The 24,634-nt window shown below is 73.1% G+C and carries 17 protein-coding genes and 4 pseudogenes; 14 read left to right on the forward strand and 7 right to left on the reverse strand.

The features are described 5' to 3' along the window. Positions 1–528: 528 nt before the first annotated feature. The 4 genes and pseudogenes from BM536_RS45040 to BM536_RS32520 all read left to right on the forward strand — a co-directional run. A pseudogene (locus tag BM536_RS45040) lies at positions 529–1,620 on the forward strand (HAD-IIIC family phosphatase); the annotation flags it as partial. Next, positions 1,613–4,288 (forward strand): thioester reductase domain-containing protein, encoded by a 2,676-nt coding sequence (locus BM536_RS32510; RefSeq protein WP_094103813.1) that lies wholly within the window; start codon positions 1,613–1,615, stop codon positions 4,286–4,288. The pseudogene BM536_RS45040 and the gene BM536_RS32510, both read left to right, overlap by 8 nt. Further along, positions 4,285–5,418, forward strand: a complete 1,134-nt coding sequence (locus BM536_RS32515; RefSeq protein ID WP_094103814.1) for an alpha/beta hydrolase — start codon at positions 4,285–4,287, stop codon at positions 5,416–5,418. The genes BM536_RS32510 and BM536_RS32515 overlap by 4 nt, the downstream gene beginning before the upstream one ends. A 63-nt stretch (positions 5,419–5,481) precedes the next feature. Beyond that, positions 5,482–6,282, forward strand: a complete 801-nt coding sequence (locus BM536_RS32520) for an alpha/beta fold hydrolase (RefSeq protein WP_073492573.1) — start codon at positions 5,482–5,484, stop codon at positions 6,280–6,282. Here the strand turns inward: BM536_RS32520 and BM536_RS32525 are convergent. Further along, a pseudogene (locus BM536_RS32525) lies at positions 6,275–7,737 on the reverse strand (glutamate synthase-related protein). The gene BM536_RS32520 and the pseudogene BM536_RS32525 sit on opposite strands and share 8 nt — an antisense overlap. After that, positions 7,738–9,336: an alpha/beta hydrolase gene (locus tag BM536_RS32530; RefSeq protein ID WP_094103815.1), complete on the reverse strand. Its 1,599-nt coding sequence runs from the start codon at positions 9,334–9,336 to the stop codon at positions 7,738–7,740. A gap of 285 nt (positions 9,337–9,621) precedes the next feature. Here BM536_RS32530 and BM536_RS32535 point away from each other — a divergent pair. Continuing rightward, a pseudogene (locus tag BM536_RS32535) lies at positions 9,622–10,312 on the forward strand (chaplin). A 61-nt stretch (positions 10,313–10,373) separates the two neighbouring features. Here BM536_RS32535 and BM536_RS32540 read toward each other — a convergent pair. Next, positions 10,374–10,850, reverse strand: a complete 477-nt coding sequence (locus BM536_RS32540; protein WP_073492571.1) for a nucleoside deaminase — start codon at positions 10,848–10,850, stop codon at positions 10,374–10,376. Positions 10,851–11,002: 152 nt separating this feature from the next. Here BM536_RS32540 and BM536_RS32545 point away from each other — a divergent pair, with 152 nt between their 5' ends. The 3 genes from BM536_RS32545 (at position 11,003) to BM536_RS32555 (ending at position 14,562) form a co-directional block, all read left to right on the forward strand. Next, a complete protein-coding gene (locus BM536_RS32545) occupies positions 11,003–11,779 on the forward strand; it encodes a GNAT family N-acetyltransferase (RefSeq protein ID WP_094103816.1) in 777 nt (258 codons plus the stop codon). Between the two features lie 808 nt (positions 11,780–12,587). Then, positions 12,588–13,739, forward strand: coding sequence for an alpha/beta hydrolase (locus tag BM536_RS32550; RefSeq protein ID WP_073492570.1), 1,152 nt, complete (start codon positions 12,588–12,590; stop codon positions 13,737–13,739). 55 nt (positions 13,740–13,794) lie between these two features. After that, entirely contained in the window at positions 13,795–14,562 is a 768-nt protein-coding gene (locus BM536_RS32555; RefSeq protein ID WP_073492569.1) for an ArsR/SmtB family transcription factor, read from the forward strand. 140 nt (positions 14,563–14,702) lie between these two features. Here the strand turns inward: BM536_RS32555 and BM536_RS32560 are convergent, their stop codons facing one another. Next, the gene (locus tag BM536_RS32560; RefSeq protein WP_073492568.1) at positions 14,703–15,143 is read right to left on the reverse strand and encodes an SPW repeat protein; all 441 of its coding nucleotides are present in this window, start codon (positions 15,141–15,143) and stop codon (positions 14,703–14,705) included. 229 nt (positions 15,144–15,372) lie between these two features. Here BM536_RS32560 and BM536_RS32565 point away from each other — a divergent pair. Beyond that, positions 15,373–16,163: pseudogene (locus tag BM536_RS32565) on the forward strand (SGNH/GDSL hydrolase family protein). Positions 16,164–16,170: 7 nt separating this feature from the next. Here the strand turns inward: BM536_RS32565 and BM536_RS32570 are convergent. Further along, positions 16,171–17,535, reverse strand: coding sequence for a cryptochrome/photolyase family protein (locus BM536_RS32570; RefSeq protein WP_073492567.1), 1,365 nt, complete (start codon positions 17,533–17,535; stop codon positions 16,171–16,173). Between the two features lie 69 nt (positions 17,536–17,604). Further along, entirely contained in the window at positions 17,605–19,125 is a 1,521-nt protein-coding gene (locus BM536_RS32575; protein WP_073492566.1) for an SDR family oxidoreductase, read from the reverse strand. A 123-nt stretch (positions 19,126–19,248) separates the two neighbouring features. Here BM536_RS32575 and BM536_RS32580 point away from each other — a divergent pair, with 123 nt between their 5' ends. After that, on the forward strand, positions 19,249–19,755 hold the full coding sequence (locus tag BM536_RS32580) for a MarR family winged helix-turn-helix transcriptional regulator (protein ID WP_073492581.1): 507 nt from the start codon (positions 19,249–19,251) through the stop codon (positions 19,753–19,755). Positions 19,756–20,291: 536 nt separating this feature from the next. Here the strand turns inward: BM536_RS32580 and BM536_RS32585 are convergent. Continuing rightward, positions 20,292–21,224, reverse strand: a complete 933-nt coding sequence (locus BM536_RS32585) for a LysR family transcriptional regulator (protein ID WP_211362991.1) — start codon at positions 21,222–21,224, stop codon at positions 20,292–20,294. Between the two features lie 143 nt (positions 21,225–21,367). Between BM536_RS32585 and BM536_RS45045 the strand changes: the two genes are divergently transcribed. From BM536_RS45045 to ssuE, 4 genes are all read left to right on the forward strand, one after another. Further along, entirely contained in the window at positions 21,368–21,445 is a 78-nt protein-coding gene (locus BM536_RS45045; RefSeq protein ID WP_351405193.1) for a putative leader peptide, read from the forward strand. A gap of 161 nt (positions 21,446–21,606) precedes the next feature. Continuing rightward, positions 21,607–22,752, forward strand: a complete 1,146-nt coding sequence (gene sfnG / locus BM536_RS32595) for a dimethylsulfone monooxygenase SfnG (RefSeq protein ID WP_073492565.1) — start codon at positions 21,607–21,609, stop codon at positions 22,750–22,752. A 46-nt stretch (positions 22,753–22,798) separates the two neighbouring features. Then, the gene (locus tag BM536_RS32600; protein ID WP_073492563.1) at positions 22,799–24,016 is read left to right on the forward strand and encodes an acyl-CoA dehydrogenase family protein; all 1,218 of its coding nucleotides are present in this window, start codon (positions 22,799–22,801) and stop codon (positions 24,014–24,016) included. Positions 24,017–24,078: 62 nt separating this feature from the next. Beyond that, positions 24,079–24,633: an NADPH-dependent FMN reductase gene (gene ssuE / locus BM536_RS32605; RefSeq protein ID WP_073492561.1), complete on the forward strand. Its 555-nt coding sequence runs from the start codon at positions 24,079–24,081 to the stop codon at positions 24,631–24,633. Position 24,634: the final 1 nt, after the last annotated feature.

Consider the following 24,634-nt stretch of genomic DNA (forward strand, 5'->3'; position numbering starts at 1 on the left):
GGCGGGCCGACGGTCGTCGAAGCGCCGTACCACCAGGTGCTCGCCGCCCTGCGCGACCCCTCCGGCGTCTTCGCGGACCCCCGTACGGCCGTCGGCGTCGTCCTTCTGCGGGCGCCCGACCTGGAACGGTTCGGTCCGGTGGACGACGCGCTCCTCACCGAACTGCGCACGGAGTACCCGGCCGCCCTGCGGGCCGTCGCCGAACGGACCCGCAAGCCGCTGATCGTCGGTTTCCTGCCGGCCGTCCGCACCGACGAACGCCTCACCCGCTGGGAGCGCGAGACCGCCGGTGAACTCGCCGCGCTGCCCGGCATCGCGGTGCTCCGCCCCGACGACTTCACCCGTCGGCACCCGGTCGCGGAACGCTTCGACGAACGCACCGAACGCCTCGCCCACCTGCCGTTCACCCCGCCCTTCCAGGCGGCGGTCGCCCTGTGCCTCGCCGAGACCGTCCGGTCCGTGCTGCGGCCCGCGCCCAAGGTGATCGCCGTCGACGGTGACGAGACGCTGTGGGGCGGCGTGGCCGGGGAGATCGGCCCCGACGCCGTGGACCTGACCGGGCCGCGCGCCCTTCTCGCGCGCCGCCTCCTCCAGTGGCGGGAGGCCGGGGCACTGCTGGCGCTCGTCAGCAACAACGACGAGGACACCGTCCGGGCCGTCCTCGACCGGCCCGACAGCCTCCTGACGGCCGAGCACTTCAGCGTCCTGTCCGCCGCCTGGGGGCCGAAGCCGACCCGCGTCGCGGAGGCGGCCCGCACCCTCGGCCTGGGTGTGGACAGCTTCCTGTTCCTCGACGACAACCCCGCCGAGATCGGCAGGATGCGCGCCGCGCTGCCCGAGGTGCTGTCCGTGACCTGCCCGCCCGCCGCCGAACTGGAGGATTTCCTGGCCAGGTTGTGGCCACTGGTCCCCGCCCCGGCCACCGCCGAGGACGCCCTGCGGGCCCGCTTCTACGACCAGGAACGCGAGCGCGACACCGTCCGCGAACAGGCGGGCTTCGAGGAGTTCCTCGCCCAGCTGCAGCTGGAGGTCGACGTCCGCGCCCTCGGCGAGGAGACGTGCGGCGGGCCGAGCAACTCGTCCGCCGCACCAACCAGTTCACCCTCCGCGCCCGCTCCGCCGACGGCGCGACCTCGACCGGTGGCTCAGCCGCGGCGAGGTGTGGACGGCCTCGGCCCGCGACCGTTTCGGCGACTACGGCCAGATCGGCCTGCTCGCCGTCCGCGCCGACGGCGACCGACTCGACGTCCTGGCCTGGCTGATGAGCTGCCGCGCCCTCGGACGGGGCGTGGAGGAGCGGCTCCTCGCCCGGCTCGCGGACCGCGCCGACGAACTGGGCTGCACCAAGGTCCGCCTGACGGCCGAGCGCACCGCGCGCAACGCCCCGGCCCGCCGGATCGTGGCCGCGCTCGGCGGCGGGGACCCGGACGACGAACTCCTGGAGACCGTCATCACGCCGGAACACCTGCGGGCGTTCCGCTCCTGGGAACAGTGACGGCGGCCCGGACAGCGGGTGGCGTCCGCGGCGTCGGCGGCGTCCGTGAGGGCTTCGGCAACAGTAAGGCTTCTGGCAGCAGCAGGGAAAGGACCGTGCACATCGTGAAGGGCTCTCATGCGTGACATGAACGAGGACGCGGCGGCGAACGCCGGACAGCGCACGGACGCCGGACAGCGCACGGACGCCGGACAGCGCGCGGACGCCGGGCGGGCCACCGCCGAGGAGATCGAGCGGGGCGGCGGCGGGCTCGGTGTCAGCGAGCTGCTGGCGCTGGTCATGACGGCCGACCCGGCGGGGCCAGGGCCCGCCTCAGGAGACTCCGCGCCGACACCGCGCTCCGACGCCACTGCCCCTGCCGTCGACGCCACTGCCCCTGCCGTCGACGCCACTGGGCCTGCCGTCGACGCCGCTGACCCCGCCTTCGACCAGGACGGCCTGGCCGACGCGATCGCCGTCGCGGCCGGGCGCCATCTGCCCCAGGGGCACCTGGACGCCGACGCCGACTTCTTCGACGCCGGAGGCAGCTCCGTGCACGCCGTGGAGCTGGCGGCGGAGCTGGAGCGCGATCTGGGCGTGGAGCTGGACCTCGACGACGTGTTCGCCGACGCCCGGCCGAGCAGCCTGGCCCGACGGTGGCTGGAGCGGGGCGGCCGCGCAGCTCCCCTCCCGGCACCCCGGACCGCCGACGCGGAGAAGCTCCCGGCCCCCGCGCCGGCCGTGCTTCCCACCTCAGCCCCGGCCGCCGCACAGGCGATCCTTTCCGTCCGGTCCCCCCGGTCCGCGCAGCCCGCGCCCGTCACCACCCTCCCGCTCCCCGACCTCGGGGACGACCCGCACAGCACCGCCCGCCGCGAGGACCTCGACCAGATCCTGGCCGACCTCGCGCTCGCCGACCGTCTCCCCTTCCTCCGCTCGCCCGAGCCGCTGCCGCCCCGGCGGATCCTGCTCACCGGCGCGACCGGCTTCCTCGGCAGCCATATGCTGCTCGACCTGCTCCGGCACAGCGACGCCCATGTGTACTGCCTCGTCCGCGGGGCCGACGAGGAGGCGGCGACCGCCCGGCTCGCCGAGCAGTTGCGGACGTACCGGTTGCCGTGGAACGCGGAGGTCCGCCGCCGTGTCACCGTGCTGCCCGGCGACATCCGCCGTCCCCGCCTCGGCCTGTCCGAAGAGCTGTGGCACACCCTCGCCCACGAGCTGGACAGCGTGGTCGGGGTGGCGGCGGCCGTCGACTTCCTGCGCGGCTACCAGTCGTTGCGCGCCGGCAACGTCCTCGGCGCCCTCACCCTCGCCGAACTCGCCGCCACCGGACGGCCCAAGCCGCTGCACCACATCTCCTCGATCGCCGTCTTCAACGAGGTCGGCATCAGCTCCATGGGCGAGGACGACCCGTTCGCCCACGTCGACCGCCTCGTCGCGGGCTACGACCAGTCCAAGTGGGCCGCCGAGACCGCCCTGCGCCGCGCCCGCGACCATGGGCTGATCGTCTCCGCCCTGCGCCCCGGCGGCATCGGCGGCCACACGAAGACCGGCGCCTACAACCCGCAGGACCTCAGCAGCGGTCTGATCTCGGCGTTCGGCCGCTTCCGCACCGTACCGGCGTTCCGCTACCTCAACGCGGCTCCCGTCGACTGGGTCAGCCGGGTCGCCGTCGCCGTCGTCTGCGAGCCGGACGCGTGGGGCTTCGACTACAACCTCACCGGCGTCCCCAACACGCTCGACGACGTGGTCCGCGACATGGCGTTCGGCGGGATGCACGTCCGGGTGGAGGACTGGGACGAGTGGCGCACCGACACACTGGCCCGCCTGCAAGCCCAGCCGGTGCCCGAACTCGCCTTCCTCACGCGGGTGTTGCAGAGTCCGACCGCGCTGAAGCTGTGCGAGGCCACTCTCAGGGGCCCGGCGGCGAGCGCCGAGCGCACCGACGCCCTGGTGGAGGCCCTCGGGCTGACCCCGGCCGCCCGCTACGACGCGCAGGCCCAGCTGAAGACGTTCGAGAAGCTGGCCGGTGACGGACTCGCCCGACTGCCGCGGAAGGAGGACCAGCCCTACCTGTGGTTCGCCGAGACCACAGAGGGCCGGGTCCACCGGGCAGGCGGAACCGAGTCCACGGCCGGCACCGAGTCGACGGCAGGTACGGCCGGCACCGAGTCCACGGCCGGCACCGCGTCCATGGCCGGCGCCGAGTCCACGGCCGACACGGCCGACCACGATGACAGTCCCGGCAGCCCCTGTTCCATGGCGCTCACCCTCTCCATCGCGAGCATGTACCAGCTCGTCAAGGAGCGCCGGATCGACGTCTCCGGCGAGATCACCTGCCCGGCGGCCCACGCCGAGCCGCTCACCGTCGTACACGGCGACATATGGGTGCGCCCGGAGGAGGGCATCCCGCAGCAGCACGGTCTCAAGCACCCACTCCTGCGCTACCGGCTGCGGTTGCACGACGCGGACGGGCGGCCGTGGTGGCTGGAGGGCCACAAGTACGCCCGCGCCCGCCGCGACCTGTGGCGCCAGACCCGCGCCCTGACGATCGAACTCGGCCGCGAGGGCGAACCGGCCGCCTTCACCGGCGAGGTCGTGGTGCCCGCCGACTCCTACGTCCGCGACCAGATCGACGGCATCAAGGTCGCCCCGCACCTCGCCGGCCGGGAGAAGCGGGCCGCCAAGCTGACCTGGCTCGCGTGGTTCGGCCTGGAGATGGGCCGCGGACTCGCCGGTCCCTTCGCCCGCGCCGCCGCGGACCTGCTCGACCTGCGCCGCACCCCGAACCCCACGGAGCGCCACCGATGATCTTCAAGACGACCCCGGCGCCGCGGCGCCGGCTCCGCAGAGTCAGGACCACCACCGCTCTCCGCCCGCTGCGCCACCGCCTGGACCCGGCGCGCGTGGAGGAGATCCCGTTCCGCGCGGCCGACGGCGTCCGCCTCGGCCTGACCCGCGTCGACCCGGGCGGGAGCGGCCGCCCCGCCGTGCTCCTCCTGCACGGCCACACCGCGTCCGCCGACATGTTCCTGCTCCCGGAGACCCGCAACCTCGTCGACTCCCTCCTCGACGACGGCTACGAACCGTGGCTCCTGGACTGGCGGGGCAGCTGCCGGCTGCCCTACAACGAGACCGGACAGCGCTACACCTACGACGACGTGGCCCTGTACGACATCCCGGCCGCCGTCTCCCACATCCGCGAACGCATCGGCGACCGCCCGCTGTTCGTGGTCGCCCACTGCATCGGCTCCCTCACCCTCTCCCTGTCGATGACGGCCGGACTGGTCCCCGGCCTCGCCGGAGTGGTCTCCCAGGGCGTGTTCCTCACGCCGAAGCTGGCCGGCCGCACCTCCCTGCGCATGTCGGTGGCGGGGGAGCTGCTGAAGTCCCGCATCGACCACATCCCGGTCGACTTCCGCAAGGTGGGCCTCCGGTCGAAGTACACGCCCCTGTTCGCCCTCGCCTCCCGCAGGGCGACCTGCCCCGACCCGACCTGCCAGATGCTGCACAACTCGGCCTGGGGGAGCGGCGCCTCACTCTTCGTGCACGAGAACCTGTCCGACGCCACCCACGACCGGCTCGCCGAACTGCTCGGCCCGGCGCCGCTGTGGATCCTGCCGCATCTGCGCCGTATCGAGCTGGCCCGCAGTGTGGTGCGCTGGCACGAGACCGACGGCCGCTACCGGTCGCTGCCGCGCAACGCCCTGGACGCCGCGGCCCGCATCGACACGCCCGTCCTGCTGCTCGCCGGCAGTGAGAACGGGCTGTGGCTCGACTCGCAGAAGCTCTGCCACGAGATCCTCGCCCACCGGCAGCCCCAGCTCGACGTCCGGTACACCGAGATTCCGGGCTACGGCCACCTGGACACGTTCCTCGGCCGGGGCGCCGCCCTCGACGTCTTCGGGCACATCCTCGATTTCCTCGCCGAACGACGGTGACGCCGACCCCGTCGGCCGGTTACCGTACGCGTCAGTAACCGGACGTTCACGCAGGAGGCACCCATGCCGCAGCTCGAAGTCGACGGCGCGAGACTGACGTACGACGACGAGGGGCCGCGCGAGGGCGGCGGGGTGCCTCTGGTGTTCGTGCACGGCTGGACGGCGAACCGGCACCGCTGGGACCACCAGGTGGCGCACTTCTCGAAGACTCGCAGGGTGATCCGGCTCGACCTGCGCGGCCACGGCGACAGCGCCGGTGCGGGCGTGAAGACGGTCCAGGAACTGGCGAACGACGTCCTCGCCCTCCTCGACCACCTGAAGGTCGAACGGTTCGTGCTGGTCGGCCACTCGATGGGCGGGATGATCGCGCAGACCATCACCCTGGCCCACCCCGAACGCGTCGAGCGCATGGTGCTCGTGAACTCCATCGGCCGCATGGCGTACAACCGGGGCAGAGGCCTGCTGATGGCGGCCTCCACCCTCGTCCCGTACAAGCTGTTCGTCGCCACGAACATCCAGCGCGCCTTCGCCCCCGGCTACCCGCGCGAGGAGATCCGCGCCTACATCAAGTCCTCCGCGGACACCCCGCGCGAGGTGGTCATGACGCTGTACGGCGCCATGCGGGCGTTCGACGTGCTGGACCGGGTCGGGGAGATCCGCACGCCGACCCTGATGATCCACGGCTACCACGACATCCAGCTCCCGGTGAAGCAGATGCTGCGGATGGCGAAGGCCTATCCGGACGCCACCGTCCGCGTCCTCGACGCGGGCCACGAACTGCCCGTGGAGAAGCCGGCCGAGCTGACGGCGGCCATCGACGCCTTCGTGACCGCCCCGCCGGTCCGGCCGGACGCCGCTAGCTGAAGCCGTCCGGGTCCGCCGACTTCCAGTCCGCCGCCCATGACTCCGGGGGGCCGGACAGCAGCACCCCCGGCTCCAGCCACTCGTACAGCTCCGCGTACGACCGGACCGTCCCCGGGCCCGTCCGCCGCACCAGGTGGGCGGGCGTCAGGGCGGCCGGCTCCCGGACGCCCATCGAGGCCATGATCCGCACGGCGTCGCGAACCGTCCCGCGCTGGTAGTCGCGCACCCGCCGGGCCTTGTCGCCCACGTCCAGGGCGCGCGTCCGCCGCGGGTCCTGCGTGGCGACGCCGACCGGACAGGTGTTCGTGTGGCAGCGGCCGGTCCCCACACAGCCCACGGCCCGCATCATCGCGCGGGCGCGTTGGTGTAGTCGGCGCCCTGGGCGAGCCGCCGGACGACGTCCGCGCCCGTGGCCACCCCGCCGCTCGCCCCGATCCGCACCCGGTCCCGCAGCCCGACGCCGACCAGTGCGTTGTGCACGGTCATCAGCCCTTCGGTGAGCGGCAGCCCGACCTCACCGGCGTACGGCGGCGCCGCGCCCGAGCCGCCCTCCGACCCGTCCACCACCACGAAGTCCGGCGCGACGCCCTCCGCGACCATCGCCCGGCACACCGCGAGGAACTCACGGCGCGAGCCCACGCACAGCTTGAGCCCGGTCGGCTTGCCGCCCGCCAGTTCCCGCAGCCGCGCCAGGAACAGCACCAGTTCACGCGGCGTGGAGTACTCCCGGTGCCCCGGCGGCGACACCACCGGCTCGCCCGCCGGCACGTTCCGCTCAAGCGCGACCGAGGCGCTCACCTTCACGCCCGGCAGCAGCGCGCCGCCGCCCGGCGCGGCCCCCTGCGACAGTTTCAGCGACACACAGCGAACCTCTGGCAGCGCCGCCTTGTCCGCGAACTCCCGTGCGTCGAGACGCCCGTCGCCGGTCCGGCAGCCGAAGTAGCCCGTCCCGATCTCCCACACGAGGTCACCGCCACCCCGCAGATGGTGCTCGGACAACCCGCCCTCGCCGGTGTCCTGCGCGAACCGGCCCAGCGCGGCGCCCCGGTTGAGCGCGAGCACCGCAGGGGCCGACAGCGCGCCGAAGCTCAACGCGGACACGTTCAGCAGCGCCATGTCGTAGGGCAGCCGGCAGTCGGGACCGCCCACCCGCACCACGGGAGGCTCCTCGGCCGGTTCGACCGGGGCGAGCGAGGACACCAGGAACTCGCGGACGGCGCCGGGCCGCTCGTCCCGACCGTGCCGGGGCACGAACGGCACGAACGGCAGCCGCCCGGTCAGGGGGTACGCCCGCAGCAGCGAGTCGCGGCGCTGCACCAGATCGCGGACACCGAGGGCGGTGAGGGCCAGCAGCGGCCCGGCCGCGAACCACCACCGCGCCGAACCGGCACTCGCGGCGAGGGCCGCGCAGGCCGCGCCGACGGCGGCCAGCAGCAGGGGCAGACGGCGGCGCACTCAGTCGTCCTCGTCGGCCCCGCAGGAGCTGCCGCTCGGCGGGAGGGAACCGTACAGCAGGAAGTCGTCGACCTTGCGGTGCACGCACTTCGACGAGCCGTACCCCGTGTGGCCCTCACTGCGGTTGTCGAGCACCACGGCCGACGGGCCGAGCCGCTCCGCCGTCTCCACCGTCCAGCGGTACGGCGTCGCCGGGTCGCCGCGGGTGCCGACCAGCAGCATCTTCGGCGTGTCGAGGTCCTTGACCTCCTCGCGTATGTAGTCCGTGCCCTTGGGGCGGCCGTAGCACATCAGGACCTGGGTGAGCCGGTACTGGCCGAAGACCGGCGACGCCTCCTCGTAGTCGGCGCGCAGCCGCTTCAGGTCGGCGGTGATCCGCTCGGCGGTGGGGCGGTCGGGGTCGTCCGCGCAGTTGATCGCCATCAGCGCGGCCGGCAGGTTGTCCAGCGGGATCTCCTCCTCGTCGGTCAGACCTCCGCCCGGATCACCGCCCCCCGGGTCGCGCACCGGCAGGGAGAGGCCACCGGTGGCGAACGCCAGCACGCCGCTGGTGTCCCCGCTCTCCACGAGCTGGGCCAGCGCCCGCTCCAGGGACGGCCACAACTCCCTGCTGTACAGGCCCTGCCCAATGGCACCCACCAGGTCCTGCCCGGTGAAGGGCTCACCGAAGTCCGTCGGCACCGGGTCCTCGTCCATGGAGCGGACCAGCCGCCGCACCTCCTCACGGGCCGTCCGGGCGTCCTGTCCGAACGGGCAGGCGATGTCCTTCACGCACCAGTCCACGAAGTCGTCCAACGCCACCTGCTGACCCCGGGCGCCCGCGATGCCCTGCTCGGCGAGCGGCTCGGTGAGCGTGTCCACGCCGTCCAGGACCAGCCGGCCCACCCGGTGGGGGAACTGGGCGGCGTACACCGCGCCGAGCCGGGTGCCGTAGGAGAAGCCCAGGTAGTTGAGTTTCTCGTCGCCGAGGGCCGCGCGCATCACGTCCAGGTCCTTGGCCGCGTCCACCGTGCCGATGTGCGGCAGGACCGGCCCGGAGTGCTTGGCGCACGCGGCGGCGGCCTTCTTCAGCTGCGCCAGCAGCTCCCGCGGATCACCGAGGTCGTCCGGGTCGTCGTCGACGGCCGCGTACGCGTCGTCCTCGGCGTCCCCGCAGCTGACCGGGGAGGACCGGCCGACGCCCCGCGGGTCGAAGCTCACCACGTCGTAGCCGTCGGTGAGGTCCATGAACTCCTTGCCACCGTAGGCGAGTTCGGGGACACCGGGGCCGCCGGGGCCGCCGAAGTTCAGCAGCACGGAGCCGCGTTTGTCGCCGGTGGCGCGATAGCGTGCGAGCGCCAGGTCGAGGGTGGCGCCCTTGGGGCGCGCGTAGTCGACGGGCACGGTCACCTTGGCGCACTGGAGGTCGTCGGGCATGCCGTCGCCCGTGCACTTCCCCCATGCGACCTTCTGGTCGTGGAACCGGGACAGGTCCGGGGGACGGCCACCGTCGCCGTCCGCGGCCGTGGTCGGCAGCCCCGCGCAGAGCAGGGTCAGTGCGGCGGCCACGGCGAGCGCGCCGCGTCGCGGTGCGGGTCGCGTCGACAGCTTGGCCAGCATCAATGCCTCCCAGGACGCCTTGCGGCGGACCGGGGACCGCCGCCCCGGCCCACGATAGGCGGGCTCCGCGGGACCCGCCTCCGGACGCCGGGCGGCCCGCGCGAGGGTCCGCCGCACGAGGCGGCCCATCGGGGAGGGGCTGCCGGATTGTCGGTTTAACCGCCAGTTCGACGAGAGTGGCCCCCATTGGGGTGAAAGACCGTTTAGCCATAACTCGATGCTTCGGGTCGCGTTCTACGGGGTGCGGGCGAGCGCCCGCGACTATTTCTGGAAGGCAGGGACCCCATGAGACGGGTTACCCGAAACGGTGTGATCGCCGTCGCCGCCGCCTCGGGCGCGCTGGCCGTAGCGATGCCCGCGTTCGCCGACTCCGCGGCGGACGGAACCACGGCCGGCTCGCCGGGAGTGATCTCCGGCAACGGCGTCCAGTTGCCGGTGCACGTCCCGGTGAACCTGTGTGGCAACACCGTCAGCGTGGTGGGACTGCTCAACCCCGCCGCCGGCAACGCCTGCGCCAACGAGGGCTCGGCCGCAGCTCCCGCGAAGAAGGGCGGCGGGGCGAGCGCCCACGGCGGGGCGAGCGCCCACGGCGGTGCGAAGGACTCGCCCGGCGTCGTCTCCGGCAACGGCGTCCAGTTGCCGGTCGACCTCCCGCTCAACGTGAGCGGCAACAGCGTCAACGTCGTCGGCATCGCCAACCCGGTGTTCGGCAACGAGTCCGTCAACACCTCGGACGAGGAGCCGGAACTCCCGACCGAGCCGAAGGCGGAGCCGCCGACGCGACACACCCGCCGCCGCGTCCCACGCGGAGCCGTCGGTGGTGCCGCCCGCCCGGCCCGCGCACACGCCGCTCGCCATGTCGGCTCTCGCCCGCACGGGCACCGACGCCACGGTTCCCGCCCTCGCGGGCGCCGCCGCGCTGGTCCTGGGCGGAGCGGTCCTCTACCGCCGGTTCCGGCCCACCGCGGAACACTGACCGGCGCACCCGCACGGCCGTAGGTCCCCACCCGCGGGGGCCCACGGCCTTCCGGCTCCGCTCAGACGCCGTGGAACCGCCGATGCAGTGCCCGCACCTCCTCCACCAGCTCGGGCACCGGCCCCTCCACGGTCACGCCGGGGGCGATCTCCCGGACCGGCAGGGCCCGCACCGGTGCGGGCGGCACGCCCCACTCCGTCAGCCACGTCGTCAGCTGGGCGGACGAGGCGACGTACACGATGCGGCCGAGGCCCACCCACGCGTGGGCGGCCGCGCACATCGGGCAGTGCTCGCCGGACGTGTACACCGTGGCCGCCGCCCGCTCCCCGGGAGCCAGACGCGCCGCGGCCCAGCGGGCCAGCTCGAACTCGGGGTGGCGGGTGCGGTCGCCGGACGCCACCCGGTTGTGGTCCTCGGCGAGCACCGTCCCGTCGGCCCCGACGAGCACCGATCCGAACGGCTCGTCCCCGGCCCGCAACGCCTCCTCGGCGAGCGCGACACAGCGGCGCAGATGCGGGAGTTCGTCGTCCCTCGGCATGACGTGCGGCTCTCCTCGTCCTCGGTCCGGTCCTCGACGTCCAGGGTAGGACGGCCCGGGTGCGGTACGTCCGGCGGCCGTGCGACGGCGCGAGAACGCCGCCCACCGGTAATCCCGTTGATCACGACGGGACGTGCTGCTGAAGTGTGCCCATGGACAATGCCGCGGTACTCGCCCAGTACGACCGGGACATGCGCGAAGGCGCACTCCCCGAGAGCCCCGGCGCATGCGTCGAACGCGTCGGGCGGGTGGTCCGCCACGTCGGCTCCGAGGACGGCTGGAACGGCGTCGTGTGGTCCGACCTGAGTGACGCGGACGCCGACGCGGCGATCGCCGAGCAGGTCGCGTACTTCGGCGGGCTCGGCCGGGACTTCGAGTGGAAGCTCTACGGGCACGACCGGCCCGCAGGCCTCGGGGACCGGCTCGTAGAGGCCGGGTTCGTGCCCGAGCCCGAAGAGACCCTGATGATCGGCGAGAGCGGTGAGCAGGTCGGCGACGCCGAACTGCCCGAGGGGCTCCGGATCGTGCCGGTGACCGACATGGCGGGCGTCGGCCTCATGGCCGAGGCGAACGAGAAGGCGTTCGGCAAGGACTCCGGCTGGCTGCGCGACCTGATGCGGGACCGCCTCGCCACGGACCCGGACAACCTCGTCGCCCTCGTCGTCCTCGCGGGAGACGAGCCGGTCAGCTCGGCGCGCATGGAGCTGATCCCCGGCACCGGCTTCGCCGGCCTGTGGGGCGGCGGTACCGCCGAGGCCTGGCGCGGTCGCGGCATCTACCGCGCCCTGGTCGCCCACCGCGCCCGTATCGCCGCCGACCGCGGCTACCGCTACCTCCAGGTCGACGCCTCCGACCAGAGCCGCCCCATCCTCCACCGCCTCGGCTTCGCCCCCCTGACCACGACGACGCCGTACGTCCACGTGGTGTAGGCCCGCGTGGTGTAGGCCCGTCCGGCCTTGCCTCCCGGCGTGCCCGCGGTCGTCGCATCGTCCGTGCTCGTTTCTTGGCGTGCCCGCGGTCGTCGCATCGTCCGTGCTCGTCTCCTGGCGTGCCCGCAGCCTCGCACCGCCCGTTCGGACGCGTGTCGGTTGCCCGGCGGTCGGAGCGCCGGTGGTATGGCTGCGGGGCCGCTGTCGCAGGGCCCGGCTCCCGTCAGCCGCGAGGGAAGGGCCCATCCATGCCACGGACCGTCATACGGATGCCGCTCGGAGGGGCCGCGAGCGCGGCGGCCGGGGCGTTGGTGATGCTGCTCGGAGCGGCCGGCCCGGTGTCCGCGGGCGGACCGGGCGGTGACAGTGGTGTCTTCCTGCGGTGGAAGCCCTGCGAGGGCGAGACGCAGACGGGATTCGACTGCGCGGTGGCGAACGTCCCGCTGGACCACTCCCGCCCCGAGCGCCGCACGATCGAGCTGGCCGTGATCCGGCACCGCGCCGCCGAACCCGCCGAGCGGGCCGGCACGCTGTTCTTCAACCCCGGCGGTCCGGGCGGCCCCGGCACCGTCGGACTCCCGGAGCTGTACGAGAAGTTCCCCCGCGCACTGCGCGACCGCTACGACATCGTCAGCTGGGACCCGCGAGGCGTCGGCGAGAGCACGGCCGTGCGCTGCTTCGGCTCCGCCGGGAAGGCCGCCGCCTGGCGTGCCGAGGTCCCGCCGTTCCCGGTGGGCGAGCGCGAACAGCGCGCGTTCACCGCCTCCTACGCCGACCTCGCCGGCGCTGCGAGCGCGAGGACCCCGAGTTGCTGCGTCACGTCTCCACCGCCGACACCGCCCGTGACCTGGACCTGCTGCGCCGCGCGACGGGCGAGGAACGACTGGACTACTGGGGCATCTCGTACGGCACGCTGCTCGGCGCGACCTACGCGAACCTCTTCCCCGAGCGGGTCGGGCGCCTGGTGGTCGACGGGAACGTGGACCCGCAGGCATGGGTGAACCGGGGCGCGACCGGTGAGCCCGCGCTGAACACCTTCCTGCGGCTCGGCTCCCACCAGGGCTCGGCCGGGACGCTGGAACAGTTCCTCGACCACTGCGGCCGCGCACCCGTGACGGAGTGCGTGTTCTCGGCCGGCAGCCCGGCGGCCACCCGCGCCAAGTACCACTCCCTGCTGCGGCGACTGGCGAAGGGGCCGGTCGGGGAGTGGACGTACGCGCGGACCGTGAGCGAGGTGCGCGGCGGGCTCTACACCGTGCATCCCGGCTGGGCGGGGATCGCTGACACGCTCCAGGGGCTGTGGGACGGCAGGGGACCTGTGGACCCGGGGACGGTGGCGGCGGAACCTGCGCGCTACCCGGGCTTCGAGCAGTCGATCGCGGTGATGTGCGCGGAGAGCCCCAATCCCGGCTCGTCGGACCGCTACCCCGGCCTGGAGCGGCGGGCGGTGGCGGAGGCCGGGGCGCTGGGCAGCTGGTGGGCCTGGGCCAACGAACCGTGCACGGCGTGGCCGGCCCGGGCGGCGCAGCCGTACACCGGTCCGTGGAACCGGCGCACCGCCCACCCGGTGCTGGTGGTCAACTCGACCCACGACCCCTCGACCCCGTACGCGTCGGCCCGCGCCATGGCCGCGCAGCTGGGCGGTGCGCGCCTGCTGACGCTCGACGGCTACGGGCACACCGCGCTGGACAATCCCAGCGCGTGCGTGGGGCGGCACGTGGTGAGCTACTTCCTGACGGGCGAGCTGCCGCCGGAGGGCGCGCGCTGTGCGCAGGACCTCCCGCCGTTCGTCGAGCGGACCCCGGAGACGGTGGCGCCCGCCTCGGCCGGTACGCCGACGCAGACGTTGCCGCCGGGTGGCCTGACCGAGTTGCTGCCGCTGTACGGGGTCTGGCCGGCGGAGGTCGTCCCGGGCCTGCTGCCGCCACGGAACGCGGTCGGGACGTCCGGTCGCCGTTGACGTGCAGGTGGGTGGCTGCATAACGTGGGGTGTGCGATCAGAGAGCGACTCCGCGATGGACCAGGTGTTCAAGGCGCTGGCCGACGACACGCGGCGACGGCTGCTGGACCGGCTGCACGAGAGGTCCGGGCAGACCCTCGGGCAGTTGTGCGAGCACATCGACATGAGGCGCCAGTCGGTCACCCAGCACCTGGCCGTCCTGGAGGCCGCCAACCTGGTCGCGACGGTGCGCCGGGGGCGGGAGAAGCTGCACTACCTCAACCCCGTGCCGCTCCACGACATCCAGGAACGGTGGATCGACAAGTTCGAGCGCCCGCGGCTGCGCCTGCTCACCGAGGTCAAGCGGCGAGCCGAGGAAGCCGTGACCGACAGACCCGCTTTCGTCCACGTCTCCTACATCGCCAGTACGCCCGAGCAGGTCTGGGACGCGCTCACGGACGCCGAGCTGACGGCCGCCTACTGGGGGCACGGCAACGTGTCGGACTGGCGGCCGGGCTCGCGCTGGGAGCATGTGCGCACGGACGGCTCCGGTACGGCCGACGTCGTCGGCACCGTCGTGGAGAGCGAGCGGCCGACCCGGCTCGTCACCACCTGGGCCGCACCGGAGGAGGAGGGGCAGCCGGAGCGGCACTCGCGGGTGACCTTCGAGATCCGGCCGCACGCCGACATCGTCCGCCTCACCGTCGTCCACGAGGACCTCGCCGACGAGGGAGCGCTCGCCGAGGTCTCGCAGGGCTGGCCCGCGGTGCTGTCCAACCTCAAGTCGCTGCTGGAGACCGGCCGGCCGCTGCCGCAGGACCCGTGGCTGGTGCCGAGCGGCTGAGAGTACGACGGAAGGCGGACGGCACAGAACGGAAGCCGTACGGCACAGACAGGAACGCGGCCCGGCCGGGCCGCCTTCCTGTCTCTGCCTGTGCTCCGTGGTGCTCCTCGGTGCGCTCCGGCCTCTCTCGTCGACGCGCGTCACGTCTTGGGGACGCTCTTCGCCGCCGTACCGGCGCACAGCAGCCCGAGGATCAGTGCCAGCGCCCCGATGATGATGTTGTTGACGATGACACCGGCGTCCGGGCTGTCGCCGACAACCCACGGAGCGACGATCATCCAGATGCCGAGCGCGCACATGGCCCAGCTCAGGCCGTACATACGGGCCGGAGCCGCGGTGAACCCGAGCGCCAGCAGGCCGATCGCTATGCCGACGATCAGGTTGTGCGTCATGAGCGCGGGCTGGCTGGCGCTGTAGTGGAGTATCCACGGGGATGCGGCGCAGTACAGACCGACCAGGAACACCGGTCCGTCCACGAGCGCCACATCGCGACCACCGAGCATGCGGTCGTGTCGGGTCCGCATCTCGGAAACATCCGGGTGGGTCGACATGTCGCCCCGGGAGTGCGAGACGTTGGCCATGGCTCATCTCCTTCGACTTGCAGGTCCGACCGCGTCCGGTGCGGTGAGCGGTGAGAGCCGCGCACGCCCATTCTGCGCTTATATTTCCTTTATGTGTAGAGGCGGGAGGGTAGCTCCGTGGATGTGCGTCCTGTATTCGGGGAGCATGGACGTATCGCATGGGTGCCTATCTGAATAGTAAAAAAAGTGAGTATGCTGGCGCCGACTCATCGACGCAGGGGGGCGGCCCATGTCCAGCACCCGGACCAGCTACGCGCGCTACGTCGCCCTCGGCGACAGCCAGACCGAAGGGCTCGGCGACGGCGACGACACGACCGGCCTGCGCGGCTGGGCGGACCGCCTCGCCGAGCGACTCGCCCGCCACGACACCGGATTGCGGTACGCCAACCTCGCCGTCCGCGGACGACTGGCCGAGCAGGTCCGCACCGAGCAGCTCGCCCCGGCGCTCGCGCTCCGCCCCGACCTGGCCACCGTCGTCGCCGGCGTCAACGACCTGCTGCGTCCCCGCTTCGACGCCGACGAGGTCGCCGGTCACCTGGAGGCCGCGTTCGCCGCGCTCACGGCACAGGGCGCCCGCGTCGCCACGGTGACCTTCCCCGACGTGGGCCGCGTCGCCCCCCTCGCCCGGCCCCTCGTCCCGCGCGTCCTCGCCCTCAACGCGCGCATCCGGGAAGCGGCCGGTCGGCACGGTGTCGTCGTCGCCGACACCGAGGCGCACCCCGCGGCCACCGACCCGCGCCTGTGGAGCCCGGACCGGCTGCACGCCTCACCGCTCGGCCACGACCGCATCGCCGCCGCCGTGGCCCACGCCCTGGCGCTGCCCGGCAGCGACGACACCTGGACCCACCCGCTGCCGCCCCGGACCGGCCCGCCGCCTCCGGATGGCGGGCGGGCGCCGCCGAACTCCGCTGGGCCGCCACCTTCCTCGGCCCCTGGGCCGTACGGCGGCTGCGCGGCCGTTCCTCCGGCGACGGCCGCACGCCGAAACGCCCCGCGCTGCTGCCCGTGCGGCAGAACTGACCGGGTCTCAGCCGAGCCCGCGCGCCCGCCGGAACCGGGCCAGCCCGTCGGACAGCTCGACCACCGGGTCCGGATAGCCGACCGCGGCCCGGTCCGGCCCGCGCAGCTTCCACGGCTGGTGCACCGCCGCCCCCTCGATCCCCGCCAGCTCCGGCACCCAGCGCCGCACGTACGCGCCGTCCGGGTCGAACCGCCTCGCCTGCGCGACCGGGCTGAGGACCCGGTTCGGACGGGTGTCCGTTCCGGTGCCCGCGACCCACTGCCAGTTGAGCTGGTTGTTCGCCACATCCCCGTCGACCAGCAGGTCCAGGAAGTGCCGCGCGCCGATCCGCCAGTCGACGTACAGCGACTTGGTGAGGAAACTCGCCGTCAGCAGCCGGCCCCGGTTGTGCATCCAGCCCTCGTGGCGCAGCTGCCGCATCGCCGCGTCGACGACCGGGTAGCCGGTACGGCCCTCCCGCCACGCCTCGATGTCCTCGCGGGCGGTCAGCTCGGTGCGCCAGCGGTCGTGCCGGGGCCGGTAGTCGGCGACCGCGGCGTCCGGGCGAGCCGCGAGCACCTGCCGGTGGAACTCGCGCCAGGCGAGCTGCCGCACGAACGCCTCGGCGCCCGCGCCACCCGCCGTACGGGCCCGCTGCACGACTTCGACGGGGGAGAGCGTGCCGAAGTGCAGGTGGGGGGAGAGCCGGGAGGTCGCGTCGCCGGCCAGGTCGTCGTGCCGTTCCGCGTAGGCGGAGATCCCGTGGCGCAGCCAGGCCGCCAACCCCGCGCGGCCCGCACGCTCACCGCCCGCCGCCAGTCCCTCCGACACGCCTCTGTGCACGGGCAGCTGCTCCGAGCCGACACCGTCCGGGACCCGTACCACGCGGGGCGCACCGAGGACGTCCCGCGACCGCTCCTGCGTCCAGCGCCGGAAGTACGGCGTGAAGACGGCGAAGTGGTCCGACCCTGCCGGGGTCACCGCGCCGGGCGCTACGGATGCCGTCACGGCGTCGTGCACGTGCAGGCGTACGCCCTCGACACGCAGGGCGTGCCGCAGCCGCTTCTCGCGTTGCTGGGCGTACGCGCTGACGTCGGCCGCCAGGTGGATTTCGTCGGCGCCCGCCTCGGTGGCGACCCGGCACACCTCCTCGACCACGTCCCCCGAACGGACCACGAGCCGCCCGCCCCGCTCGCGCAGCCCCGCGTCCAGGTCGCGCAGACAGTCGGCGAGGAACGCCAGCCGGTTCGGCGCGGCGAATCCGGCGGCGTCCACGGCCCGGTCGCGCACGAACAGCGGGACCACCTCGCGGGCCCCCGCCGACGCCGCCCGCAGCGGCGGATGGTCGTGCAGCCGCAGATCGGAGGTGAACAGGACGACCGAGACGTTCATGACGCGACTCCGGTTGGGGTGAGCGGGACACCGGGCGCCGGCGAGGCGAGGCTCCCGGCGGATGAGCGATCAGGCACCGGGCGCCGCCGTGTGCGCCTGGGCGGCCGCGGTACGGGCGATGTTGCGGGCCATGCCGCCGAACACGACCGCATGGAACGGGGAGACGCTCCACCAGTAGGCCTGGCCGAGCAGCCCGTGCGGATGGAACAGGGCGCGCTGGCGATAGCGGGTACGGCCCGCCTCGTCCGTCTCCGCGAACATCTCCAGCCAGGCCAGCCCCGGCAACCGCATCTCGGCGCGCAACCGGAGCAGATGCCCGGGTTCGATCTCCTCGACCCGCCAGAAGTCGAGCGAGTCGCCGACCCGCAGGCGTGCCGAGTCCCGCCGTCCCCGGCGCAGCCCCACCCCGCCGACCAACCGGTCCAGCCAACCGCGCACCGCCCAGGCCAGCGGGAACGAGTACCAGCCGTTGTCGCCGCCGATGCCCTCGATCACCCGCCACAGGGCCTCCCGGGAAGCGTCCACGGTCAACTCCCGGCGGTCGGTGTACAGGCTGCCGCCCGCCCAGTCGGGATCCGTCGGCAGCGGATCGCTGGGAGCGCCGGGAAGGGAGGCGGAGGACCACCGGGTGAGGACCCGCGCGTCACGGACACGGGACAGCGCGAGCCGTACCGCCTCGTCGAAGCCCAGCGGATGGCCGGGCGGGTCCGGCACGTACCGGGCGATGTCGTGCTCCCGGCACACCACCTCGTGCCGGAGCGACTCGGTGAGCGGCCGTGCGATGGAGGCGGGCACGGGCGTCACGAGGCCCACCCAGTGGCTGGAAAGACCGGGGGTGAGCACCGGCACCGGGAGGATGATCCGACGGGGAAGACCCGCGACGGCGGCGTAGCGGAGCATCATGTCGCGGTACGTCAGTACCTCCGGCCCGCCGATGTCGAAGTGCCGTCTGACCTCCTCGGGCATACGGGCACTGCCGACCAGGGCGCGCAGCACGTCCCGGACGGCGACGGGCTGGATCCGGGTGTGTACCCAGCTCGGCGTGACCATGACGGGCAGGCGTTCGGTGAGGTAGCGCAGCATCTCGAAGGAGGCCGAGCCGGAGCCGATGACCACGGCCGCCCGCAGCACCGTGGCCGGCACACCGGAGGCCAGCAGGATGCGACCCACCTCGGCACGCGAGCGCAGGTGCGGCGACAGCTCCCGCTCGGGGACACCGGACGGGGTGAGTCCCCCGAGGTAGACGATGCGGCGTACCCCGGCGGCCCGGGCCCGCTCCCCGAAGATCCGTGCCGCCCGCCGGTCGGTCTCCTCGAAGTCCGGGCCCGTGCCCAGCGCGTGCACCAGGTAGTAGGCGACGTCGATGCCCCGCATCGCCTCCGCGACCGAGGCGCCGTCCGTGACGTCCCCGCGCACCACCTCGGCCTCCCCGGCCCAGGGATGGTCGCGCAGCCGCTCCGGTGAACGGGCCAGGCAGCGCACCCGGTGGCCCGCGGCCAGCAGCTCCGGGACGAGCCGGCCGCCGATGTACCCCGTGGCGCCGGTGACCAGGCAGCGGAGCGCTTCCGGGCCGTGGCTGTGTGCGGTCATGAGTCTGGTCCTCCGTGTCGGCGGTCCTCTGACTATGGCTTCCGCGCGGAGGCGGTCGGCGGAGGCGGCGACGGTGTGTGGGCGCACGATCGGGTGATCGCGGGGAGCGGCTACGCTGACCGCGTGGCCACAGGGAACGACCGGACGCAGCACGAGCGCGGTGGAGACGCCGACGCGGCCTCGCCACCGACCGACCTGTACGCCTTCGCCGTCCGGCTGCGCCGGATGAACGGCGAGATCAACCGACTGGTGCACGGGTTCGCGGGCGAGCACGGACTGCACGCGACGGACGTCCAGGCTCTCGCGGCGATCCTGGACGCCGAGGAGCCCATGACCCCCAAGCGGCTGCGCGAGCACCTCGGACTCACCTCCGGTGCCGTCACCGCCTGCGTCGACCGGCTGGAGCGCGCCGGCCACGTGCGGCGGGTCCGGGAGAGCTCCGACCGCAGGGTCGTCCACCTGCACTACGTGTCCGACGCCCGGGCCGCCGCGCGCACCTACTTCCGGCCCCTGGCCGAGGCCACCAGGGCGGCCCGGTCCCGGTTCACCGAGGACGAACTGTCGGTGGCGCTGCGCTTCCTCACGGCGATGAACGAGGAACTGTCGGAGATCACTCCCGCGGACCGCTGACAGGCGGCATGATCCCGGAGCCGACGTCCTGGGACACCGTGCGGCCGGCGTTGCGCGGGCAACCGGGCGCCGGGGCCCCGCCGGGCCATCGGCATCGGCGCCGCCGTCGTGGGCGCGCCGACCTTCCCCCACGCCGTCCCGGTTCCTCCCGATCGCACCGCTCGACACCCTGGTGGTGCGTTCGCCGCTGGTTCCCGCCCTGGTCCGGGGTGTCGGCGCACGCCCCTGGTGGCCGGGTCGGCTCGACCGCGGCCGACCGGGTGTCACCCAGGTGGATGCGTAGTGAACATGGTTGCGTCGACAATGGGCAGGCGTAGGACACGGACCTGTTCGTACGAGTCAGGAGGTGTCTGCCGCTATGGGCGCGAAGGTGTTGGAGCGTTTTGCCGCGGGAGCTCCGCGAGGATCGTTGCCCGCGGAGGAGTACGCGGCTCGGCGGCGGGCCGAGGGGGAGCCCGCGACCGTGGTGATGGACCTGAAGTCGGACGCCTTCCTCGTGGTGGTCCCGGCGGCGGCGGAGGAGGACTGACGCCGCGTCAGGCTCCGGGGGCGTGCGGTCGGCCGTCGGCCGTGACCAGCGTCCGCGCCGTCCGCACGAACACCTCGTGCAGCTCCCGCGCCGCCTGAGGCACCGAGTCCGCGCGCCGCCGTCGCAGCATCAGCAGCACCCGCGTCGCGTCCCCGTCGATCGGCCGGTGGGTGATCGCGCCGCACCGCTCCAGGGGATCCCCGGCCACGCTGAAGTCGGGCAGGACCGTCGCCCCCAGCCCCTCGGCGACCATCAGCTTGCCCATCTCCGCGCCGTCGGTGGAGTACGCGAACGCGGGGCCGTGCCCGCCGAGGAGCCGGTGCACATAGCGGTGCATCACATAGCCGGACCGCATCCCGATCAGCGGCACGCCGATCAGGTCCTGGACCGTCACCGACCGCAGCGAGGCCGGCGGGCTGTCGGGGCGTACGCACACCACCGGCCGCCCGCGCAGCAGCTCGGTGGACTGGAACTCGGCCGGCATGTCGTCGCCCTCCAGATGGTTGACCAGCCCCAGGTCGAATCCGCCCTCCAGCAGCGTCCGGTGGATGTCCGTCTGCTGGGCGGCCACCACCTCCACCTGGGTCACCGGATGCGTCGCACGGAACTCCCGCACGGCCGGGACGAGCAGCGCCGCGGTCGCCGCGTTCACCGTGCCCACCCGCACCATGCGGCTGATCCGGTGCTGCTCGCCCGCCGCCGCGCGCAACCGGTCCACCGCGTCCAGCACCCCGATGATGTGGGGCAGCAGTTCACGGCCCGAGGCGCTCATCGTCGCCCCCGACCGCTTGCGTTCCAGCAGGTCCACCCCCAGCTCGCGCTCCAGATTGCGCACCGTCTCGCTCAGCGCCGGCTGGGAGAGCCGCAGTTCCTCGGCGGCGCGGCGCAGCGAACCGAGCCGGGTGACCGCAGCGATGTATTCCAGCTGTTCCGTCCGCACCCCGGAAGGATGCGGGCGCATTCCCGGCCGGTTCAAGGGTTTCCCTGTCACGCCTTCGTGAAATTCAATGGTCCGCGATACGAGAACGGTCGGGTTCTCCTTGACTGCCGAGACCGGCGGCTGCCACGATCGACGGCATGAAGATGCGACTGGACCTCACGCGGCGACGCCATGTCGACCTCGCGCGCGTCTCCAGCGCCTCCTGTCGCGCCGCGGCCTGATTCCCTCCCGAACCGCCGCCGCCTCCCTCTCCCACCGCGCCACCTGCCCCGACCGCAGTCTGCGCCGTGTGTCTTTGCAGCACCGCCTGAATTCACCACGCTTCACCGCCCTGTGTGAATTCGGCGTGCCCGAAAAAGAAATCGCGCACCAGGAGTTCCGCATGTCCGCAGCGCCCGTGAAATTCGCCTACTGGGTCCCCAACGTCAGCGGAGGGCTCGTCACCAGCAAGATCGAACAGCGCACCGACTGGGGATACGACTACAACCGCGAACTCGCCGTCCTCGCCGAGAACAACGGCTTCGAGTACGCGCTCAGCCAAGTCCGCTACATGGCCAGTTACGGCGCCGAGTACCAGCACGAGTCGACCAGCTTCAGCCTCGCCCTGCTGCTCGCCACCCAACGGCTGAAGGTCATCGCCGCCGTCCACCCGGGGCTGTGGCACCCCGGCGTCCTCGCCAAGCTGGGCGCCACCGCCGACCACCTCTCGGGCGGCCGCTTCGCGGTCAACGTCGTCTCGGGCTGGTTCAAGGGCGAGTTCACCGCCCTCGGCGAGCCCTGGCTGGAACACGACGAACGGTACCGCCGCTCCGAGGAGTTCATCCGCGCCCTGCGCCAGATCTGGACCGAGGACCACACCGAACTCGCCGGCGACTTCTACCGGTTGCGCGATTTCTCCCTCAAGCCCAAGCCCCTGAACACGCCCGAGCGCCCCCACCCGGAGATCTTCCAGGGCGGCAACTCCACCGCCGCCCGCGCCATGGCCGGCCGGGTCTCCGACTGGTACTTCTCCAACGGCAAGGACTTCGACGGGGTGACCGAGCAGATCGCCGACGTCAGCCGCTCGGCCGCCGCGGTGGGCCGCAGGGCACCGAAGTTCGGCCTCAACGGCTTCCTCATCGCCCGCGACACCGAGGCCGAGGCCCGCGACACCCTCCGCGAGATCGTCGCCAAGGCCGACAGCGAGGCCGTCGAGGGGTTCGGCGCCGCCGTCAAACAGGCCGGGCAGTCCACCGCCGACGGCAAGGGCATGTGGCAGGACTCCTCCTTCGAGGACCTGGTCCAGTACAACGACGGCTTTCGTACCGGCCTGATCGGCACCCCCGAGCAGATCGCCGAACGCATCGTCGCCTACCGCCGACTCGGCGTCGACCTGCTGCTCCTCGGCTTCCTGCACTACCACGAGGAGGTCGAGTACTTCGGCAAGCGCGTGCTGCCCCTCGTACGCGAACTGGAGGCCGGGCTCCCGGACGCCGAATCCGAATCCCGATCCGCATCCGACGCCGAGTCCGCGCCCGCCCACGCCTGATCACTTCCACGCGTACCGCACCGCACTGCGAAAGAGGTCACCGAACATGAGCACCGTCACGCCCACCGACTGGCAGACCCGTCCCGCCCCGGCCACCACCGACGAGTGGATCGCCCGCGCCACCGAGGTGGCCGCCGTCCTCGCCACCGACGCCGCCGAACGCGACCGGGCCGGCGCCGCCCCGCACGCCGAGGTCCAGCTCCTCAAGGACGCCGGCCTGGTCACCCTGCTCGGCCCCGTCGAGCACGGGGGTGGAGGCGAGCGGTGGACCACCGCCTACCGCGTCGTCCGCGAGATCGCCAAGGCCGACGGCTCCATCGGCCAGCTCCTCGGCTACCACTACCTGTGGAACTGGGCAGCCCGCCTCGTCGGGACCCGCGAACAGTGGGAGCACGTGGAGGCCGAGGCCGCGCGCAACCGCTGGTTCTTCGGCGGGGCCGTCAACCCGCGCGACAAGGACGTCACCGTCACCGAGGACGGCGACGACCTCGTCTTCACCGGCGGCAAGTCCTTCTCCACCGGCAGCAGGGTCTCCGACGTCACCGTCCTGGAAGGCGTCCTCGAGGGCACCGACCAGCACGTCTTCGCCATCGTGCCCTCCGACAGCGAGGGCCTGACCTTCCACGACGACTGGGACAACATCGGCCAGCGCCTCACCGAGAGCGGCAGCGTCACCCTCGACGGGGTCCGCACCCCCTGGTCCTCGGCCGCCGGCTACGTCGACAAGGTGTTCCGGCCGCGCACCTACAACACCCTCAACGTCCCCACCATCCAGCTGGTGTTCGTCAACTTCTACCTCGGTATCGCGGGCGGCGCCCTGGAGACGGCCGCCACCTACACCCGCACCAAGTCCCGCTCCTGGCTGCACGGCGGCCACGAGAGGGCGGTCGACGAGCCCTACGTCGTCGACATCTACGGCGACCTCACCGCCAAGCTCTGGGCCGTCGAGGCCCTCGCCGACGCCGTCGCCGCCGAGGGACAGAAGCTGCACGAGGACCCCGACGCGGTCACCGCCCGGGCCCGCGGCGACTTCGAGGTACGGGTGGCCGCGGTCAAGGCCCGCGCCACCGACGTCGCCCTGGAGATCTCCAGCCGCATCTTCGAGGTGACCGGAGCCCGCTCCACCGCCACCGCCGAGGGCCTCGACCGCTTCTGGCGCAACGTCCGCACCCACACCCTGCACGATCCGGTCGCCTACAAGCGGCGCGAGGTCGGCCGCTGGGTCCTCGAGGGCGAACTGCCCGAACCCACCTGGTACTCCTGACCGCTCCGGGGGCGCCTCCCGCACCGAGGCCCCCCCGCCCTCCTCCTCCCGAAAGAGGACCCATGGCCACCGTCCTGTCCGTCTCCGGCAGCCCCTCCGCCACCTCCCGCACCGGCCGCCTGCTGCGCCACCTCGACCAGCGCCTGATCGCCCAGGGACACGAGGTCGTCCCGCTCGACGTGCGCACCGTCCCGGCCGAGGCCCTGCTCGGCGCTGACTTCCGTCACCCCGCGATCGTCGAGGCCGCCGAGCTGTTCGCGCGTGCCGACGGCATCGTGGTGGGCACGCCCGTCTACAAGGCGTCGTACTCCGGTGTCCTCAAGGCGCTCCTCGACCTGCTGCCCCAGTACGCGCTGACCGGCAAGACCGTGCTGCCGCTCGCCACCGGTGGATCCGTCGCGCACGTCCTCGCCATCGACTACGCCCTGCGGCCCGTGCTGAACTCGATGGGCGCGACCCACATCGTGCAGGGCTGGTTCACCCTCGACAAGGACATCACCGCCCACGAGGACGGCTCTCTGACCGTCGCCCCCGCCGCGGCCGAGGCCCTCGGCCAGGTCGTCGACCAATTCTCCACAGCCCTCGGCCGTACGCCGCACCTGGCCGCGGCGAGCTGAG

This window comes from Streptomyces phaeoluteigriseus (genome assembly GCF_001896135.2).
Lineage (GTDB): Bacteria > Actinomycetota > Actinomycetes > Streptomycetales > Streptomycetaceae > Streptomyces > Streptomyces phaeoluteigriseus.

Excerpts from the sequence above, each read along its gene's own strand:
- BM536_RS32545 (WP_094103816.1), top strand. The coding sequence starts at position 11,003 with ATGGACAATGCCGCGGTACTCGCCCAGTACGACCGGGACATGCGCGAA.
- BM536_RS32540 (WP_073492571.1), bottom strand. The coding sequence starts at position 10,850 with ATGCCGAGGGACGACGAACTCCCGCATCTGCGCCGCTGTGTCGCGCTC.
- BM536_RS32530 (WP_094103815.1), bottom strand. The coding sequence starts at position 9,336 with ATGCTGGCCAAGCTGTCGACGCGACCCGCACCGCGACGCGGCGCGCTC.
- BM536_RS32555 (WP_073492569.1), top strand. The coding sequence starts at position 13,795 with ATGGACCAGGTGTTCAAGGCGCTGGCCGACGACACGCGGCGACGGCTG.
- ssuE (WP_073492561.1), top strand. The coding sequence starts at position 24,079 with ATGGCCACCGTCCTGTCCGTCTCCGGCAGCCCCTCCGCCACCTCCCGC.
- BM536_RS32570 (WP_073492567.1), bottom strand. The coding sequence starts at position 17,535 with ATGAACGTCTCGGTCGTCCTGTTCACCTCCGATCTGCGGCTGCACGAC.
- BM536_RS32575 (WP_073492566.1), bottom strand. The coding sequence starts at position 19,125 with ATGACCGCACACAGCCACGGCCCGGAAGCGCTCCGCTGCCTGGTCACC.
- BM536_RS32515 (WP_094103814.1), top strand. The coding sequence starts at position 4,285 with ATGATCTTCAAGACGACCCCGGCGCCGCGGCGCCGGCTCCGCAGAGTC.
- BM536_RS32560 (WP_073492568.1), bottom strand. The coding sequence starts at position 15,143 with ATGGCCAACGTCTCGCACTCCCGGGGCGACATGTCGACCCACCCGGAT.
- BM536_RS45045 (WP_351405193.1), top strand. The coding sequence starts at position 21,368 with ATGCGACTGGACCTCACGCGGCGACGCCATGTCGACCTCGCGCGCGTC.
- BM536_RS32520 (WP_073492573.1), top strand. The coding sequence starts at position 5,482 with ATGCCGCAGCTCGAAGTCGACGGCGCGAGACTGACGTACGACGACGAG.
- sfnG (WP_073492565.1), top strand. The coding sequence starts at position 21,607 with ATGTCCGCAGCGCCCGTGAAATTCGCCTACTGGGTCCCCAACGTCAGC.
- BM536_RS32600 (WP_073492563.1), top strand. The coding sequence starts at position 22,799 with ATGAGCACCGTCACGCCCACCGACTGGCAGACCCGTCCCGCCCCGGCC.
- BM536_RS32510 (WP_094103813.1), top strand. The coding sequence starts at position 1,613 with ATGCGTGACATGAACGAGGACGCGGCGGCGAACGCCGGACAGCGCACG.